Genomic DNA, 15,713 nt, shown 5'->3' with positions numbered 1-15,713 from the left:
CCAGCGCGGAAGTTGAGGGCAACTCCTTTGAGGCCTGCGCCTGCCTCGGCAGGCCTCTCATTCCTAGTGAGTCGGACCTGCCCGCCTTGGCTTTGTAGCGGCGCCCAGCGCCAGGACGGGGACGAGGAGGGCGAGACGGCCCCCGCGCGACCGGCGGCGGGGACGGCTCGGGCGGCTCGGCGGATACGCAGCGTCGAACATGCGGGCGAGACTCGGGGTACGCTCAGGCCCCGCACCCGATATCCGGCGCGCCTCCGAAACGGAGCGACGCTGGTTCGCGGCAGGAAACCATCAACCTTAACCGCCGCTCATTCAGCGCCCGTCCGGTTAATCTCCACTAAACCGCGATCACAAAAAGACGGCGCGGCGCGAAAGCTTCGTGCCGCGCCGTGCACCGTACGCCGGACCGACGCGCCGTCAGGCCACCTCCTCGGCCAGCTTGAGAAGCTCCGCCGTGCGCGCGTTCTTGGCCGCGAAGTCCTTCCAGGCGGTGGGGCGGGCCGCCTCGCGCCACTTCTCGATATGCTCCCCGGTCAGGTCGTGGATCTTGGCGCCGCGGGCGGCGTAGACCTTGGTGATCTCCTCGTCGTCGGCCTTGGCGGCGGCGAAGGAGAAGGCTTCGAGCTCCTGGCCGACCTCGCGCACGGCTTGTCGCTGCTCGGGCGTCAGGGCGTCGAAGGTCGCCTTGGAGATCATCAGGGGCTCGAGGATGAACCAGAACGAGCGGCCGCGGCCAGCCGTGAGGTTCTTGGTCAGCTCGTCGAGGCGGAAGGAGATCAGGCTGGTCGAGGCGCTCACCGCCGCCTCCAGGGCGCCCGTCTGCATGCCGATATACATCTCGCTCGAGGGCATGGTGGAGACGATGCCGCCGGAGGCCTGGAAGACGAGGTCCATCTCGCGGCCGCCGCCGCGGATCTTCACGCCCTTCACGTCGGCGGGCAGGAGGATCGGGTGCACGCGGGAGGCGACGGCGCCCGACTGCCAGACCCAGGTGACGATGATCACGCCCTTGTCGGCGAGCGTCTTGGCGAGCTCCTCGCCGACCCGGGCCGTGCGCCACTTGGCGGCCTGATCGTAGTTCGTCACCAGGGCCGGCATCAGCGCGAGGTTGGCTTCCGGCACCTCGCCGCCCGCGTAGGAGAGCGGGATCAGGCTCATGTCGAGGGCGCCCTTCCGCAGGGCGCTGAACTGGGCCAGCGTCTTCATCAGCGAGGAGCCGGGATAGACCTGCACGGTCAGGCTGCCGCCGGTGCGCTTCTCGATCTCCGCGCCGAAGCGGCGACAGATGCGGTCGCGGGCATCGCCCTGCTCCAGGGTGCCGCCGGGGAACTGGTGCGAGAGCCTGAGCACCTTCGCACCTTGAGCCCGCAGCACCGCCGGGCAGGCGATCAGGCCGGCGCCGGCCGCGGCCGTGCCGATGAGGCGGCGTCGTGTGACGATCATGGCGTGTCCTCCGTGGTACGGCCGCGGCTTGTGCCGTCGGTCCGGGTCTTCCGGTCGTGGAATTCAGGCAACGGTGCGGGCGGGCTCGGCCTGGAGCCGGGCGCGCAGCCAGTTGATGACGCCGCCCGCCAGCAGCACCTCGATCTGGCGCGCGGAGAGGTCGTGCCGCAGCGCGATCTCGCGGGCCCGCACCCGCGCCGTCACCGCCGTGCCGCGCTTCAGCGTGGCGGCGATCTCCGCGATCTCGACCATGTCACCCACCTCCAGGGCATCGTAATCGGCCGGATCGGCGAAGGTGAGGGGCAGGACGCCGAAATTGACGAGGTTCTGCCAGTGGATCCGGGCGAAGCTCTTGGCCAGAACCGTCTCCAGGCCGAGATAGCGCGGCGCGAGCGCCGCGTTCTCGCGGCTCGATCCCTGCCCGTAATTGAGCCCGCCGAGGATAGCGTGACCGGGCCGGCCCGGGCCGCCCTGCTTCGCCCGCTGCGGATAGGTCGGGTCGACCGGCTCGAAGGTGAAGTCCGAGGTCCTGGGGATGTTCGACCAGTAGGGCATCACCCGCGCGCCCGCGGGCATGATGTCGTCGGTCGAAACGTCGTCGCCGGTCTTGAGGAGCACCGGCACGGGGATGCTGTCTCCGAGCTTTCCGAGTTCCGGCAGGGTGGTGATGTTGTCGGTCTTCTCGAGCCGCGCCGCCCGCGCCTCCGCCTCGGGCAGCGGGGGAACCAGCATCGTGGTGTTGGTCCGCACCATCTCGGGCGCCGCGACGCGCGGATAGGGCATGCCGAGCGTGCGCGGATCGGTGATGACCCCCGACAGCGCCGAGGCCGCGGCCGTTTCGGGACTGCACAGGAAGACGCTGTCCTCGCGGGTCCCCGAGCGGCCGGGGAAGTTGCGCGGCACCGTGCGCAGCGAGTTGCGGCCCGAGGCCGGGGCCTGGCCCATGCCGATGCAGCCGTTGCAGCCGGCCTGATGCACGCGGGCGCCCGCATGGATCAGGTCTGACAGGTGCCCCTTGGCGATCAGGGTCTCCAGGACCTGGCGGGTCGAGGGGTTGATGTCGAAGGAGACGCGGTCATGGACCTGTGAGCCCTTCACGATCTCGGCGGCCACCGCGAAGTCGCGGAAGCCGGGATTGGCCGAGGAGCCGATATAGGCCTGGTAGATCTCCTCGCCCGCGACCTCGGTGACGGGCACCACGTTGCCGGGGCTCGACGGCCGCGCGATCAGCGGCACCAGGGCGGAGAGGTCGATCTCCTCGCGGTCGTCGTAGGAGCAGCCCGCGTCGGGGCCGAGGGCGACCCAGTCCGCCTCGCGGCCGACGCTGGCCAGATAGCGGCGGGTGGCCTCGTCCGAGGGGAAAACGCTCGTGGTGGCGCCCATCTCGGCGCCCATATTGGCGATGACGTGCCGGTCCATCGCCGAGAGCCCGTCGAGGCCGGGGCCGTAATACTCGATGATGCGCCCGAACCCGCCCTCGACGCCGTGACGGCGCAGCATCTCCAGGATCACGTCCTTGGCGCTCACCCAGTCGGGGAGCTGCCCGGTGAGCTTCACGCCCCAGATGCGCGGCATGCGCAGGTGGAGCGGCTCGCCCGCCATGGCCAGCGCCACCTCGACGCCGCCCGCGCCGAAGGCGAGCATGCCGAGCGAGCCGGCGGCCGGGGTGTGGCTGTCGGAGCCGACCAGCGTCTGGCCCGGCTTGCCGAAGGCCTGCATGTGCACGGGATGGCTGATGCCGTTGCCGGGACGCGAGTACCAGACGCCGAAGCGGCGGCAGGCCGAGCGCAGGAACATGTGCTCGTCGGCGTTGAGATGGTCGTTCTGGACGAGGTTGTGGTCGACATATTGCGCGGCCAGGCCCACCTTGACCCGCTCGACGCCCATCGCCTCGAGCTCCAGCATCACGAGGCTGCCGAGCACGTCCTGGAGCAGGGTCTGGTCGATCCGGAGCGCGATCTCGGAGCCGGGCGTCAGGTCGCCGTCCACGAGATGCGACTGGATCAACCTCTGCGCGAGATTCAGCGCCATCCTCTCCTCCCTGTTCTGTAGTTCTGGCCCGGCGCTTCCGGCCGGTTCGACTGTCGAGAACGCGCGGGGCGCCGCATCGGGCCCTGAGGGGCCCTGGGGCCGGGTGACACGGGCTCGGAAACGTCGGCGCCCTCCGGTCCGGGACCGGAGGGCGCGGGGGGCGCAGGCGTCAGTGGGCGCGGTCGCTGCGGCGCAGGCTCTCGGGCATGGCGAAGAGCAGGAGCGCGGCGGCGGCCAGGCAGAGGCAGCCGATGCCGTAGAGGGCCGGCGTCGTGGAGCCGGTGAGATCCTTCACCCAGCCGACCGCCACGGGGCTGACGATGCCGCCGAACTGGCCGAGCGTGTTGATGAGGGCGATGCCGCCCGCCGCGCCGACGCCGGTGACGAGCTTGGCCGGAAGCGTCCAGAAGGTCGGGATCGAGGCGACGATGCCGGAGCCCAGGAGCGCCAGCGCCACCATCAGCGGCACGATCTGCTTGTCGAACAGGCCCGCCGCGAAGAAGCCGATCGCCGCGGCCACCGCGAGGCCCGCCACGAATTTCGGCCGCTCGCCCGAGGCGTCGGAGAGACGCCCGATCACCACCATGCTGATCGCGCCGCAGATATAGGGGATCGCGGTGAGGAAGCCGACCGAGGCCGCCTGGCCGCCGCTCGCGGTCTTGATCAGGTCCGGGCCCCAGAAGTTCAGGCCGTAGGAGCCGACCTGGAGCAGGAAGTAGACCAGCGCGATGAGCAGGAAGCCCGGCTGCCTGATCGCCCCCCAGAGGGAGTGGTCGCCGATGTCGCGGTTGTGGTGCGCGATGCGGGAGGAGAGCAGCGCCTTCTCCTCTGCCGAGAGCCAGCGCGCGTCCGGGATCTGGTCGTCGAGGCGCAGCAGCACCAGGGCGCCGAGGATCAGGCAGGGGATGCCGCCGGCCAGGAACAGCCATTGCCAGCCGGCGAGACCGGCGACGCCGTTGAGCCCGCCGAGGATCAGGCCCGCCACCGGCGCGCCGAAGATGCCGGAGAAGGCCGAGGCCACGAACATGAAGGAGGTGACGCGCCCCCGGAACGAGGCCGGGAACCACAGGGTCAGGTAGTAGAGGATGCCCGGCGCGAAGCCCGCCTCCATGGCACCGATGAGGAAGCGCAACGCGTAGAAATGCCATTCGGTGCGGATGAAGATCATCAGCGCCGTGGCGATGCCCCAGGAGATCATGATCCGCGCGATCCAGCGGCGCGCGCCGACCTTGTAGAGCATCAGGTTCGAGGGCACCTCGAAGATCACGTAGCCGATCACGAACATGCTCGCGCCGAGCCCGTAGGCGACGTTGCTGAAGCCGAGGTCGCTCTGGAGCTGGAATTTGGCGAAGCTGATGTTGATCCGGTCGAAGAAGGCGAACATGTAGCAGATCATGATCAGCGGCATGCACCGCCAGGCGACCTTGCGGACGACGCTCGCCTCGGTGGCCGCCTCCGCGGCGGCCGGCGTTCCGGACAGGGCGATGGACATGGGCGTTTCCTCCTGAGGGAACCGGGACGCGGGAGATCCGTCCGGCGGGCCGGGAGGGGCCGCCGGGGATGCGTGTCGCCGGATGGGTCTGGCGCGGGGCCGCCTTCGGGCGGACGGCTTCTGCGCGCGGGGCTCAGGCCGCTTTCAGCGGCGGGGCGGGATGGAGATCGCAGGGCCGGCCGGCCTTGGCGACCTGGCCCGGCACGTCGTGGCCGACGAGGCGGGGCAGATCGCGGGAGAGGCCGATCAGCGCCTCGAGGTCGAGGCCCGTGGTCAGGCCCATCTCGTGGGCCATGCTGACGAGATCCTCGGTGCAGATGTTGCCCGTGGCGCCCGGCGCGAAGGGGCAGCCGCCGAGCCCGCCAAGCGCCGCGTCGAAGCGGCGCGCGCCCGTCTCGAAGGCGGCGAGCACGTTGGCGAGCCCCAGCCCACGGGTGTTGTGGAAGTGCAGCGTCAGCCGCTCCGCCCCGACGAGGGGCAGCAGGCGGGCGACGAGGCGGGCGACCTGGCGCGGATTGGCCATGCCGGTGGTGTCGGCGAGCGTCACCCCGTCGACGCCGAGGGAGAGGTATCGCTCGACCTGGGCGACCACCTTGTCCTCGGGCTGGTCGCCCTCGAAGGGACAGCCGAAGGCGGTGGCGACCGTGGCGTTCACGCTGACTCCCGAGCCCGCCACCGTCTCCATGATCCGGGCGAAGCCCTGGATCGAGGCGTCGGGGCTCATGCCCATATTGGCGCGGTTGTGGGTCTCGCTCACCGAGGCGACGAGGTTGATCTCGCCGACCTTGGCCTGGAGCGCCCGCTCGGCGCCCTTCGGGTTCGGCACCAGGGCGACGTAGACGGTGCCCCGCCGCCGCCGGATTCCGGCGAAGACCTCGGCCGCGTCACTGAGCGCCGGCACCGCCTTCGGCGAGACGAAGGAGGAGACTTCGATCCGGCTGAAGCCGGCCTCCGCCAGCGCGTCGATCAACCGGATCTTCTCCTGCGTCGGCACGAAGACGGGCTCGATCTGGAAGCCGTCGCGGGTGGCGACCTCCTGGACGATCAGGGTATCGGCGAGGCCTATGCCGGGATTCACCGCTCCGCTCATGTCGGGATTCACCGCTCCGCTCATGCCACGGCTCCCGTCTCGCGAAGGCGCGCGATCCGCTCCGCGTCGAGGCCGAGATCGGAGAGCACGGAATCGGTGTGGGCGCCGAGCGCCGGGCCCTGCCAGCGCACCGCGCCGGGGGTGTCGGAGAGCTTGGGCACGATGCCGGGCATCTTCACGCGGGTGCCGCCGGGCAAGTCCGCCTGGAGGATCATGTCGCGGGCCCGGTAGTGCGGGTCGGCGACGATGTCGGCCACCGAGTAGATGCGCCCGGCCGGCACGTCCGCGGCGTCGAGGGCGGCCAGCGCCTCCTCGACGGTCCGGGCCTTCGTCCAGTCGCTGATCGTGGCGTCGAGCATGGCGGCCTGTTTCGAGCGGCCGTCGTTGTTGCGGAAATCCGGGTTCTCGGCGAGGTCGGGCCGGCCGATCGTCGCCATCAGGCGCTTGAAGATCGGATCGCTGTTGCCCGCGATGACGACGAAGCCGCCGTCCCCGGTCGGGTAGGTGTTCGAGGGGGTGATGCCGGGCAGCGCCCCGCCGGTGCGGGTGCGGACCTCGCCGAGAAGGTCGTATTCCGGCACGAGGCTCTCCATCACGTTGAAGACGCTCTCGACGAGGGAAACGTCGATGACCTGACCGCCGCCCTGTCCGGTCTTGACGCGCAGGAGCGCCATCAGGGCGCCGATGACGCCGTGCAGGGAGGCCAGCGTGTCGCCGATGCTGACGCCGACCCGGGCCGGGGGCGCCTCGGGGCTGCCGGTGGTGTAGCGGATGCCGCCCATCGACTCGCCGATGGCGCCGAAGCCCGGACGGTCGCGGTAGGGGCCGGTCTGGCCATACCCCGAGATGCGGACCATCACGAGATTCGGGTTGAGGGCCGAGAGCACGTCCCAGCCGAGGCCGAGCTTCTCCAGGCCGCCGGGGCGGAAGTTCTCGACCACCACGTCGGCGCTCCGCGCGAGCTGCTTGACGATGTCGAGGCCCTCCGGCGACTTCAGGTTGACCGCAATCGACTTCTTGTTGCGCGATTGCAGGTACCACCAGAGCGAGGTGCCCTCGTGCATCTTGCGCCACTTGCGCAAGGGGTCGCCGTCGCCCGGCGGCTCGACCTTGATCACCTCGGCACCGAACTCCGCCATCAGTCGTGTGGCGAAGGGGGCGGCGATCAACTGCCCAAGCTCAAGGATTCGAATACCGTCGAGCGGACCGGACACGGCGATTTCCTCCATGATTATTGGCAGGCTCTATAACGCGCGGCCCGGCTCGAGGTCCAAACGCCATGCGTCAGCATGCGTTCTCGAAACGCGAACGATGCGCAGGCTCCCAAGCCTCCGGTGCCGGAGGGAGTCGGGCCCGGCGCAGCGGTCAGCCGGCGTCGAGGACCGTCGCGCCGAAGATCGCCTCGAAGGCCGCGCGCAGCTGCATGTCGACCTCCGCCAGGCTCACGATCTGCCCGAGATCGACGAGGCTCGTCACCCCGTGCTCGCGCACGCCGCAGGGCACGATGCCGGAGAAATGGGTGAGGTCCGGCTCGACGTTGAGGCTGATGCCGTGGAAGCTTACCCAGCGGCGCACGCGGATGCCGATCGCGGCGATCTTGTCCTCGGCGCCCGGGCCCTTTTCCGGGCGGCGCACCCAGACTCCGACCCGGTCCTCGCGCCGTTCGGCCCGCACGTTGAAGGCGTCGAGCGTCGCGATCAGCCACGCCTCCAGGCTCGCCACGTAGGCGCGCAGGTCCGTGCGGCGGCGGCCGAGGTCGAGCATCACGTAGGCCACGCGCTGGCCGGGCCCGTGATAGGTGTACTGGCCGCCCCGGCCGGAGGCGTGGACCGGGAAGCGGTCCGGCGCCACCAGATCCGCCGCCTTGGCCGAGGTGCCGGCCGTGTAGAGCGGCGGGTGCTCCAGGAGCCAGACGCATTCGCCGGCCTCACCGCGCGCGATGGCCGCGGCGCGCGCCTCCATGAATGCCACCGCCTCCGCGTAGCCGACGAGGCCGTCGGCGATGCGCCATTCGACCGGCGGCGAGCCCGGACGGGGCAGGAAGGTCTCCGGCGCGGCAGCCAGACGGGACGCGTTTACCAAGGGTTCACCATGATGCGCGGAAGCTCTCTCTGAGCACCGGATCGCGCGCCAAGGCAAGCGGGCGGGGGCAGGGGGCGAGAGTGCGGCGCGTGGCGGTTCTGGACAATCTGCAGGTCGATGTCACGGTGGTGCTCGGGCGCTGCCGCATGCCGCTGCACATGCTGCTGCGCATGGGCCGCGGCGCCGTGATCGAGCTGGAGGCCAGCGAGACCGACATGGTCGAGATCCTGGCCAACGACCACCCGATCGCCCGCGGCCAGATCGTGGTGACGGGCAACCGCATCTCGGTGGAGGTGACCGAGCTGATCCGCAAGGCCGAGGCCCAGCGCGAGCCCGGCCTCAGCATCGGCGACGGCGCGATGCCCCTGTTCGAGCCGGCCCACGAGCCGCTCTGACGCGCGAACCCGACAAAGATCGCACGACAGCGCTTGTCGCGGCCGGATGTATCTGTTATCCGCTGCGCCGCTCACCCGAGACGGCAACGCCGCCGGGGAGCGAACGGAACCCGGAACCGGGTACCGATGCGGCCATGGCGGAATTGGTAGACGCGCTAGCTTGAGGTGCTAGTCCCGCGAGGGGTGGAGGTTCGAGTCCTCTTGGCCGCACCACATTGTTTTTGTGGTGCTTTTCGGTTCAGACGCGGCGAAGCGCCGACGCGAGCCGAGCGATTTTTACAGCCGTTTTTACAAAGGCGACCTCACTGAGCGGCATTCCGCGGGTGGGCGTCGAGCTTCAGGATCGCGCTCTCGGCGAGCATGCGCGTGCGGGCGAGATAGACCTCGAGGATCTTGTTCACGGTGGCGAGCGTATGCCCCGTGATGGTCGAGATCTCCTGCGGCGTGCAGCCCGCCTCCGACAGCATCGTGACCGCGGTCCCGCGCAGGTCATGGAAATGCAGGTCGTCCCGCAACCCGGACCGGTCATACGCAGCGCTCCATGCATGGTGGAACGCGCTCTTGGTCCAGGCCATGCCGTCCGGCTTCGTCAGGATCGGGATGGCTCGGCGTGGTGCGGCATCGAGCGCTCGGCGCAGCGCGGCCGTGCATGGGATGTAGAGCTGCCGCCCCTCCTTCGTCCCGCGCCGCGACTTGCCCTGCTTCAGCCGGATGGCGTGGCCGTCATAGGCTGACCACGGCAGGATAAGCAGATCGCCCTGGCGCTGCCCCGTGTGCAGGGCAAGATGCAGCGCAAGCTTCAAGAGGCTGGCGATGATGCCGCAACCTCAGCCGCGGCTGCCCGGAAACAGGCGATCATGGCGCGGTGGGAGGCACGCAAGGCGGCCCGCAGCCTGCGCGCACCACCGATGCAGACGGGCGACGTCCGCGAGTTCGTCGAGGAAATGCTGAGCGACATGGACCACCGCGCAGACCACCGCGCCCGGCACAGGCACTGAGCGGCGATGATCTACAACGACAACCGCCCGGAGCGCATCCGGGGGACGATCTATATCTCGGCACTGGTGCTTCTGGTCGGCTACCAGCTGATCAACGCCTTCGTTCCGAACGCCGACATGATCGTAGCGACCCGGACGCCGGCCGCCGGGTTCTACGCGGTCGTGCTCGACGTCTATGCGGGCGATGCGTGGCGGGCGGCGGTGAAGCTCGAGCCACGGCGCTCGGACTCCTGATCGTCGGCATCTGGCTCTCGTTCCTCTCGCACGTCGGGCAGACCACCTACTCGCTGGTCTACCGGCTGGCGGATGCCCCGCAGTGGCTGCTCAACGCCGAGGTCGTGCCCTTCATCGTCCTCACGTCCGTGGTCGGAGCGGTGCTCCACGTCGTGGCGCCCGGGTCGGTGGACGGCGTCGTGCCGCGGCGGAACCGGCTGGCGCTCGGGGCTGGCGTCGGCCTTGCCGTGCTCGTCGTGATGGCGCTCCTCATCACGCGGCCCGACATCAAGCCGGTGATCGAGCGGACGCGGCCGTACATCGGCGACTGGTTCCGGACGGGCGAGATGCCCGGAGGGGATCCGCCGGCATGACCCCGAATCCCGGCTTGCTCTGGATGGGGTTTCTGGTGGGGCTCGGGCTCGGCCTGCTGCTCGGCAACCTGACCGAGCGCTTCCCGCCTGATGAATGACTAGGCGAGCAGATCGATAGTCAAAGTAGCTACTGCGGCTGTGCTTCAGGCGAGAAGGGAATAGTCTGCGCGCAACCCCAGGTGGCCCTATTGCCTCAAGCAAGCCTGTTCGCGAAGAAATTGGCGCTCGCCATCCGCCATACAACCTGATAGAGAGTTGACGCAACCTAGAGCTGGAAGGGGCGGTGCGTGGCATTATCCTTCTCGTGGCGTAAGCGGGATCGAGTCGCTCAGGCCGTGCCCCCTGCGCCGAAGAACATGCCAGCGCCCTCAATCGCGTTCCACGACACGCGCCGAGGGACGATAGCGCACTTTCTCGCCGACCAGTGTATCGGCGTGTCGTTGCAACGCTATGGCGAGTGGGCCGAGAGCGAGATCTCGTTCCTTCAGCCTTTCGTCCAGCCCGGCGCAACGGTTCTTGATGTCGGGGCCAACGTCGGCAGCCATACTCTGGCCTTCGCTGAGATGGTTGGGCCGGCAGGCAAGGTCATCGCGATTGAGGGCCAACTGTCGACGTTTGGTCTCCTCAGCCACAACATCGTAGCCAACGGGTTGATGGACAGGGTCACCGCACTGCCCGCTCTGGCTGGCTCCGAACCCTCGTTGGTTGCCTGCAGCCTGAGCCCCCTCACAGACAATGCCGGAGCCAAGAGCTTCTTCGCAGAAGTGCATGGCCGCGACGTTCACGGCACGCCTGCCGATCACCTGCCGGCTCAGGTGAAGGGCATGCCGGTTAGTTTGGCGCTCATCACGATCGACAGCCTAGACCTTTCGTCTTGCGCCCTGATCAAGATCGACGTTGAGGGGATGGAGCTCGACGTTCTTCGCGGCGCTCAAGAGACCATTTGCCGAACACACCCGGCTATCTATTTCGAGCAGGCGGCGGGCGCATCGTCAGGTCTGGCGGAAATCAGCGCGCTTTTATCCAAGGCCGGCTATCGCCTGTTCTGGCATACGGCCAGGGCATACAACCCCGAGAACTACAAATCAGACCCGCACAACGTCTTCGGCGACGCGACTGAAACGAACGTTATTGCGATCCCCGACACCGTACCGCCGCCACCCGGCATGGAAGAGGTTAAGATGGCCTGATCAACGTGGCTGGCGCGCCTCGCGTCGCGCTACGCCTGCCGCTGCAGGTCTCTGATATCGGCCAGCACCGGCGCCGCGAGCGCCTCGACGCTGTCACGCTCGGCGGCCAACCGGAGGGTCAGCCGCTCGGCCGCCATGATGTGGATGGGCCGGCACTCCGACTTGCCGGTCTCGATATCGCTGAAGGCGCGCACGCCCATGCCGAGGGCCGCCGCCATCTCGGCCTGCGTGAGGCCCAGGCCCCTGCGCATGGCGATCAGGTAGGTGCGTCGGGCCTCAGCCTCGCTGCTCATCGTTGTCGTGCTCCCCGGCTCACGCTATATTCCGCGTTGGGAACCGGGTGAGGTCTTCCGGCCACACCCGGCCCCTGCGGGTTAGAAGGTCACGGCGAGTATCAGGCGCCAGGACCTCCACCGCAGAGTGATTGAGATGGTGACCATCTCTCTCCTCTGTGGTGTCCGGCGACCACCACCGGACAAGTCATTTGTATGCGGAAACCGCAGATTTGGCAATTGCTGATCTGCGGTTTTTGCATTTTTGGTTCTGCGCGTGCGCCGCAGCGAGTTCCGTTGTTTCTGGCTCCATCACGCAGTGCGCCGCCCCGCCGATCTCCATCCACTTCGTCCAGGCGACGTGCAGGCGCTCGATCGCCTCATCGCGCGTGTCCGCCACCCCATTCAGGTCGCAGAGCGACATCGGCGCGACGGCCGGCGTCAACGTGCAGACGAATGGCGTGACGATCCAGAGCGCAGGGTCTGCGACATCAGGCGTCGCGGCCAACACGGGCGGCACGATCAGCACACTCAATACGTTGTTCGCGTTAACGCTGGCGACGACCGGTGCTCACTTCTTCGCTGGTGGCGAGGGGAGCCTCAACATTGGCTCAGGCTGCACAGTGACCGGTCTTGCAGCGTGTCTGTTTAAAGCCAACGGCGGATCAATCACGATCGCCGGATCCCTGACCCTCAACCGCAATCCGACCTTCTCAGGCACGACCGCATTCGCCACCACCACCGGAAACATCCTGGTTGGCAATTCGGCCACCATCTCCGGCAGCGCCACAGGGGAGCGGTAACTCGCGAACCCCAACGGTGTCATCAACACCTTTGGCGGCGGCGCCAGCTTCTTCCCTGCTTCGACGGCTGGCGCCGTGGCTACGGGTGGGCAGTATCTGTGATGCAGGCTTTCCGCATCACCACATAGAACTCGAAGTTCTCCGCTCCCGGCAGCGTTGGGTGCGACCACGCCACCGACAGGCGTTCGTCCTTGCCGCAGACCCACTCGGCCATGGTCAGGAAGGACTCGTAGGTCCAAGTGTGGAAGTGGATCGCATCGTGCCGTGCGAGGCTCTCCTCCCATGTCGGGGCCAGTGGCATCTCTGGCGCGTATGCCTTGGCGTAGAACTCCTTGTAGTGCTCAGTATCTCTGATCGGGGAAGGGGCCTCATAATCGGCGATCAGGTGATCGAGCGTGGTGAGATCCCGGCGGCGATCGAATGTCCTCGCGATATCCGGCACCACCAGCACGAGATGCCCGCCATCTCTGAGCTTGCTGCCGGCCCTGCGAATGGCTCCGATCGGGTCGGTGGTGTGCTCAATGACGTGAGAGGCGATGAGGAAGTCGAGGCTGTCGTCGGCGACACGCTTCAGGGTTGCGAAGTCTGTCTGAATGAGAGGCCGCACAAGGAGATGCTGCGGCTCGCCATCGTATATCCGCTGAATGTCCTCGTAACGGTAGACATCCCCGTAGATGACATCGCAGTGGATAGGAACTGGGAACGGGCTCGCGAGTGCGCCGACTTCAAGACCAACACCCTGCAGGGTGCAGGCGCTGATTTCCCGCAGGTCGCGACTGGTCAGGTTCGGCCGCGATGAAGCGTCCGAGAAGCTACGCCATCGTCGAGGCGCCATCTGTGCAGGCGCGAAAGCGTTCAGAACGTCGCTGCTAGCCGGCTGGACGTCGGACCACTCAAAACCTTGGTCTTGGATTACCTGAAGGTCCCGCATGTAGTGGCGCCTGCCATTGCGGCAGAGATAGACCTCACCCTGCATCTCAGGGCCCACCGAAGACAGAAGAACTCCAGGCATCCGACGTGCTGTCCTGTAGCTTGCCGACAAACTCAACCGTCCCAACGGAGGGCCGAATGGCCGCGGCTTCCTCGTATAGCCCGACCGACTGGTACTGGAAGGCCCAGGATGGCCGCCTGTTCTCCAGCGCGAAAGCGTCGACCGTCTCCCCCACGGATGCGGGTTTCGTAGCATGGTCTGCGAACGGCCGCGCCCCGACAGCCTGGCCGCGCGACGAGGCTGGAGTAACGACCGACGCTGCCTTGCAGGAGGTGCTGGCGCTCTACGGCATCAGCGTGACGAGCGTGCGCGCCGTGCCGCAGTCGGTCACGCGAGCCCAGGCGAAGATCGCCCTGCACCCGACCGACATCGACTATGAGCGCCCGCCTCGTTGGTCGACTCTTCGCAGACAAGCATGCTTCGAGCCGTTATGTCAGATCAAAGCAATCGCGGAGCTGTATGCCTTGATCGTTACGGAAGACATGCTGGCCCCTCATCGCGAGGAAGGAAAGCCGTTGCGACTCACACGCGAGTCCGTAGCCTATCTTCGAGAACCGCCCCACGTGCCATCAAGACTGTTCTCTGATAGTGCCAATTTTCTTCAATCGTCTTGGCGCTCCGAACAGGTCGATCCGCACGACCCAAGGAATGGTCTTCAGGTCGTTCCGGTTCTTGCATTCGTGCAGAGCGTGCCGAGGTTGAAGGCGAAGCCCGAGTGGATGCTGTTGCGGCATCAGGCCGGAGGCTATGGCTGTGAACAGATATGTATGATCGCTACGCGGCTGGAATTGCGGCCGGCCTTGAAGCCAGCCTTAGATGCTATCGCGCGCGAAGGGTATGGTGCGGAAGCTGGCCATTTCTCCAGTAGCGACATTCTGGCGTCGCGCATCGCACGATATGTGAACGCTCTTGCTGAACTCGGGCTCGATTGCGAAAGCTCGTGGCGTCTTCTGACTGAAAGCGTCTACCCCATTGATGCCACGCAAGAGAATTTGGACCGGGTTGCCAACAGCGCCCCACAGTTGAGCGATATAGTTGATTGGGACGGATCCATTCGGGTGCGATATTCCAGCGACCCGGCAATTCTTCTCTTAACTGATAACAGCGACTGATAGAAATTCCTATAAAGCAGATCCGCGCTCTGACGTCATTGGCGCGCATAGTCCGATTTACGCTCTTTGAGGTTGCGATCAACTTGCTGCGCTTCGCCACCTATATCAATCCGCTTCGTCCATCCGACGTGCAGGCGCTCGGTCACCGCTGCGTCCGCGCGACGGTCGCCCCGATCTGGCTCGTCGTCGCAGCCTCACACGCCTCGGCCTCGGCGGCGAGGCGACGGATCACCGTCCCAAGCCGGGCCAGAAACGGTCGCCGCTGTCGGAAAGTTGGCGCGTCGTAGTCCGCACGCCACGCCGCCAGCGCCAGCTCGAGCGTGCGCCCCTTCAGGTAGAAGGCGGAAGCCGCGCGGGGGGCTTCGCCAGGATCGGCAGGCTGACCCGAGGTCAAAACGGCCACTCGGCAGCGACTGCCCCACGCGGTTCATCCTCGACCTCCGCTTCGAGCCGCTCGCCTGGCGCGATCAGCTCCACGATGCTGTCGAGCGCCCGCGGCACCCGGATCGTTCGGCCGGCGGCGGTGATGAAGGTCTCGTTGCGTAGCGGGTCCGTATCGCTGAGCGCCTGGACGCTCGTCACGCGCAGCAGATGTCGGCAGCCATCGCCGTCCTGCACCTGCAGGTAGCTGCCCACGCGTCGGAGGGCTGTCATCCCGGATCTCCATACCAAGGCCCGAACGGGCGTTATCCACGCTTTCCACAGGCGCCGTCCCCAGCGTTGACCCGGAACGCGCCGCCTGTTTGTTCTCTTTTCGTTCTAGCATGGAGCGGCGCAGGAATGCACGGGCAGCCCCACGAAGTTCGGCCCTCGGAGGCCGAGCGCATCGCCCTTGCCTATCGGCTGGCCGCCGAGGGCGACGCCTGGGCTGCTCTGCTGCGGGCGGTCGAGGACGCGCTGGCCGACCTCGCCGAGGCCGAGCGCCGGTCGATGCGCCGCGATCGGCTGGTCTCGCGCGGTTACGTCCGGGCAGGGCTGCAGCACCCGTGACCGAGCGCCTCTGCGATCTGCGCGGCAAGCGTCTGATCCTGATCTGCGATCGCTGCTCCCGGCGCGGCTCCTACGACATCGCGCGCCTGCGCCAGCGCTTCGGCGAGCATGCCGACCTCTACGGCCTCTTCGTCCAGCTCACGCAGTCCTGCGCCAGTCAGCACCGCTCCTGGGAGCGCCGACCCAACCAGTACGGGCGCGCCTGCCGGGCTCAGGTCGAGATCGAGGGCGAGGATC

General features: G+C 67.5%; 19 protein-coding genes and 1 tRNA gene. 10 read left to right on the top strand and 10 right to left on the bottom strand.

Going from position 1 to position 15,713, the window contains the following annotated elements:
* Positions 1-417: 417 nt before the first annotated feature.
* From dctP to lipB, 6 genes are all read right to left on the bottom strand, one after another.
* Positions 418-1,440: a TRAP transporter substrate-binding protein DctP gene (gene dctP / locus MET9862_RS24640; protein WP_142585613.1), complete on the bottom strand. Its 1,023-nt coding sequence runs from the start codon at positions 1,438-1,440 to the stop codon at positions 418-420.
* Between the two features lie 66 nt (positions 1,441-1,506).
* Positions 1,507-3,474 carry an aconitate hydratase gene (locus MET9862_RS24635; RefSeq protein WP_142585611.1) on the bottom strand — a complete coding sequence of 656 codons (1,968 nt, stop codon included), beginning with the start codon at positions 3,472-3,474 and terminating at the stop codon, positions 1,507-1,509.
* A gap of 169 nt (positions 3,475-3,643) precedes the next feature.
* The gene (locus MET9862_RS24630) at positions 3,644-4,966 is read right to left on the bottom strand and encodes an MFS transporter (RefSeq protein WP_142585610.1); all 1,323 of its coding nucleotides are present in this window, start codon (positions 4,964-4,966) and stop codon (positions 3,644-3,646) included.
* A 133-nt stretch (positions 4,967-5,099) separates the two neighbouring features.
* The gene (locus MET9862_RS24625) at positions 5,100-6,080 is read right to left on the bottom strand and encodes a hydroxymethylglutaryl-CoA lyase (protein WP_438616654.1); all 981 of its coding nucleotides are present in this window, start codon (positions 6,078-6,080) and stop codon (positions 5,100-5,102) included.
* Complete coding sequence (locus MET9862_RS24620; protein WP_142585609.1) at positions 6,077-7,270, bottom strand: CaiB/BaiF CoA transferase family protein; 1,194 nt, start codon at positions 7,268-7,270, stop codon at positions 6,077-6,079. The genes MET9862_RS24625 and MET9862_RS24620 overlap by 4 nt, the downstream gene beginning before the upstream one ends.
* A gap of 151 nt (positions 7,271-7,421) precedes the next feature.
* Positions 7,422-8,138: a lipoyl(octanoyl) transferase LipB gene (lipB, locus tag MET9862_RS24615; protein ID WP_142585608.1), complete on the bottom strand. Its 717-nt coding sequence runs from the start codon at positions 8,136-8,138 to the stop codon at positions 7,422-7,424.
* An 89-nt stretch (positions 8,139-8,227) separates the two neighbouring features.
* On the opposite strand from lipB, the gene MET9862_RS24610 reads away from it, so the two are divergent.
* Positions 8,228-8,533 carry a FliM/FliN family flagellar motor switch protein gene (locus tag MET9862_RS24610; protein ID WP_142585607.1) on the top strand — a complete coding sequence of 102 codons (306 nt, stop codon included), beginning with the start codon at positions 8,228-8,230 and terminating at the stop codon, positions 8,531-8,533.
* A 128-nt stretch (positions 8,534-8,661) separates the two neighbouring features.
* A tRNA-Leu gene (locus tag MET9862_RS24605) sits at positions 8,662-8,746 on the top strand.
* An 89-nt stretch (positions 8,747-8,835) separates the two neighbouring features.
* Here the strand turns inward: MET9862_RS24605 and MET9862_RS24600 are convergent.
* Positions 8,836-9,336 (bottom strand): tyrosine-type recombinase/integrase, encoded by a 501-nt coding sequence (locus tag MET9862_RS24600; protein WP_244612886.1) that lies wholly within the window; start codon positions 9,334-9,336, stop codon positions 8,836-8,838.
* Between MET9862_RS24600 and MET9862_RS30275 the strand changes: the two genes are divergently transcribed.
* The 4 genes from MET9862_RS30275 to MET9862_RS24585 all read left to right on the top strand — a co-directional run bounded on the left by MET9862_RS30275 (position 9,319) and on the right by MET9862_RS24585 (position 11,308).
* On the top strand, positions 9,319-9,531 hold the full coding sequence (locus MET9862_RS30275; RefSeq protein ID WP_244612885.1) for a hypothetical protein: 213 nt from the start codon (positions 9,319-9,321) through the stop codon (positions 9,529-9,531). The genes MET9862_RS24600 and MET9862_RS30275 overlap by 18 nt on opposite strands.
* Before the next feature lie 6 nt (positions 9,532-9,537).
* Positions 9,538-9,765, top strand: coding sequence for a hypothetical protein (locus tag MET9862_RS24595; RefSeq protein WP_142585606.1), 228 nt, complete (start codon positions 9,538-9,540; stop codon positions 9,763-9,765).
* The gene (locus MET9862_RS24590) at positions 9,720-10,118 is read left to right on the top strand and encodes a hypothetical protein (protein ID WP_142585605.1); all 399 of its coding nucleotides are present in this window, start codon (positions 9,720-9,722) and stop codon (positions 10,116-10,118) included. Before MET9862_RS24595 ends, MET9862_RS24590 begins: the two co-directional genes overlap by 46 nt.
* A 287-nt stretch (positions 10,119-10,405) precedes the next feature.
* On the top strand, positions 10,406-11,308 hold the full coding sequence (locus tag MET9862_RS24585) for an FkbM family methyltransferase (protein ID WP_142585604.1): 903 nt from the start codon (positions 10,406-10,408) through the stop codon (positions 11,306-11,308).
* A 29-nt stretch (positions 11,309-11,337) separates the two neighbouring features.
* Here MET9862_RS24585 and MET9862_RS24580 read toward each other — a convergent pair whose 3' ends face one another.
* The gene (locus tag MET9862_RS24580; RefSeq protein ID WP_142585603.1) at positions 11,338-11,601 is read right to left on the bottom strand and encodes a helix-turn-helix domain-containing protein; all 264 of its coding nucleotides are present in this window, start codon (positions 11,599-11,601) and stop codon (positions 11,338-11,340) included.
* A 191-nt stretch (positions 11,602-11,792) separates the two neighbouring features.
* On the opposite strand from MET9862_RS24580, the gene MET9862_RS24575 reads away from it, so the two are divergent.
* Entirely contained in the window at positions 11,793-12,383 is a 591-nt protein-coding gene (locus MET9862_RS24575; RefSeq protein WP_142585602.1) for a hypothetical protein, read from the top strand.
* A gap of 79 nt (positions 12,384-12,462) precedes the next feature.
* Here MET9862_RS24575 and MET9862_RS24570 read toward each other — a convergent pair whose 3' ends face one another.
* Positions 12,463-13,359 carry a class I SAM-dependent methyltransferase gene (locus MET9862_RS24570; RefSeq protein WP_185156992.1) on the bottom strand — a complete coding sequence of 299 codons (897 nt, stop codon included), beginning with the start codon at positions 13,357-13,359 and terminating at the stop codon, positions 12,463-12,465.
* 92 nt (positions 13,360-13,451) lie between these two features.
* Here MET9862_RS24570 and MET9862_RS24565 point away from each other — a divergent pair, with 92 nt between their 5' ends.
* The gene (locus MET9862_RS24565; protein ID WP_185156991.1) at positions 13,452-14,486 is read left to right on the top strand and encodes a hypothetical protein; all 1,035 of its coding nucleotides are present in this window, start codon (positions 13,452-13,454) and stop codon (positions 14,484-14,486) included.
* A 390-nt stretch (positions 14,487-14,876) separates the two neighbouring features.
* Here MET9862_RS24565 and MET9862_RS24560 read toward each other — a convergent pair whose 3' ends face one another.
* Entirely contained in the window at positions 14,877-15,140 is a 264-nt protein-coding gene (locus MET9862_RS24560) for a hypothetical protein (protein ID WP_142585599.1), read from the bottom strand.
* 126 nt (positions 15,141-15,266) lie between these two features.
* Between MET9862_RS24560 and MET9862_RS24555 the strand changes: the two genes are divergently transcribed.
* Both MET9862_RS24555 and MET9862_RS24550 read left to right on the top strand, forming a co-directional pair.
* Positions 15,267-15,476, top strand: a complete 210-nt coding sequence (locus tag MET9862_RS24555) for a hypothetical protein (protein ID WP_142585598.1) — start codon at positions 15,267-15,269, stop codon at positions 15,474-15,476.
* Positions 15,473-15,713 (top strand): hypothetical protein (locus tag MET9862_RS24550; RefSeq protein ID WP_142585597.1); only part of this gene is annotated, 241 nt, incomplete at its 3' end. The genes MET9862_RS24555 and MET9862_RS24550, both read left to right, overlap by 4 nt.

The organism is Methylobacterium symbioticum (assembly GCF_902141845.1).
In the GTDB taxonomy this organism is placed as follows: Bacteria; Pseudomonadota; Alphaproteobacteria; order Rhizobiales; family Beijerinckiaceae; genus Methylobacterium; species Methylobacterium symbioticum.
This window is presented reverse-complemented; position numbering and strand designations above follow the sequence as displayed.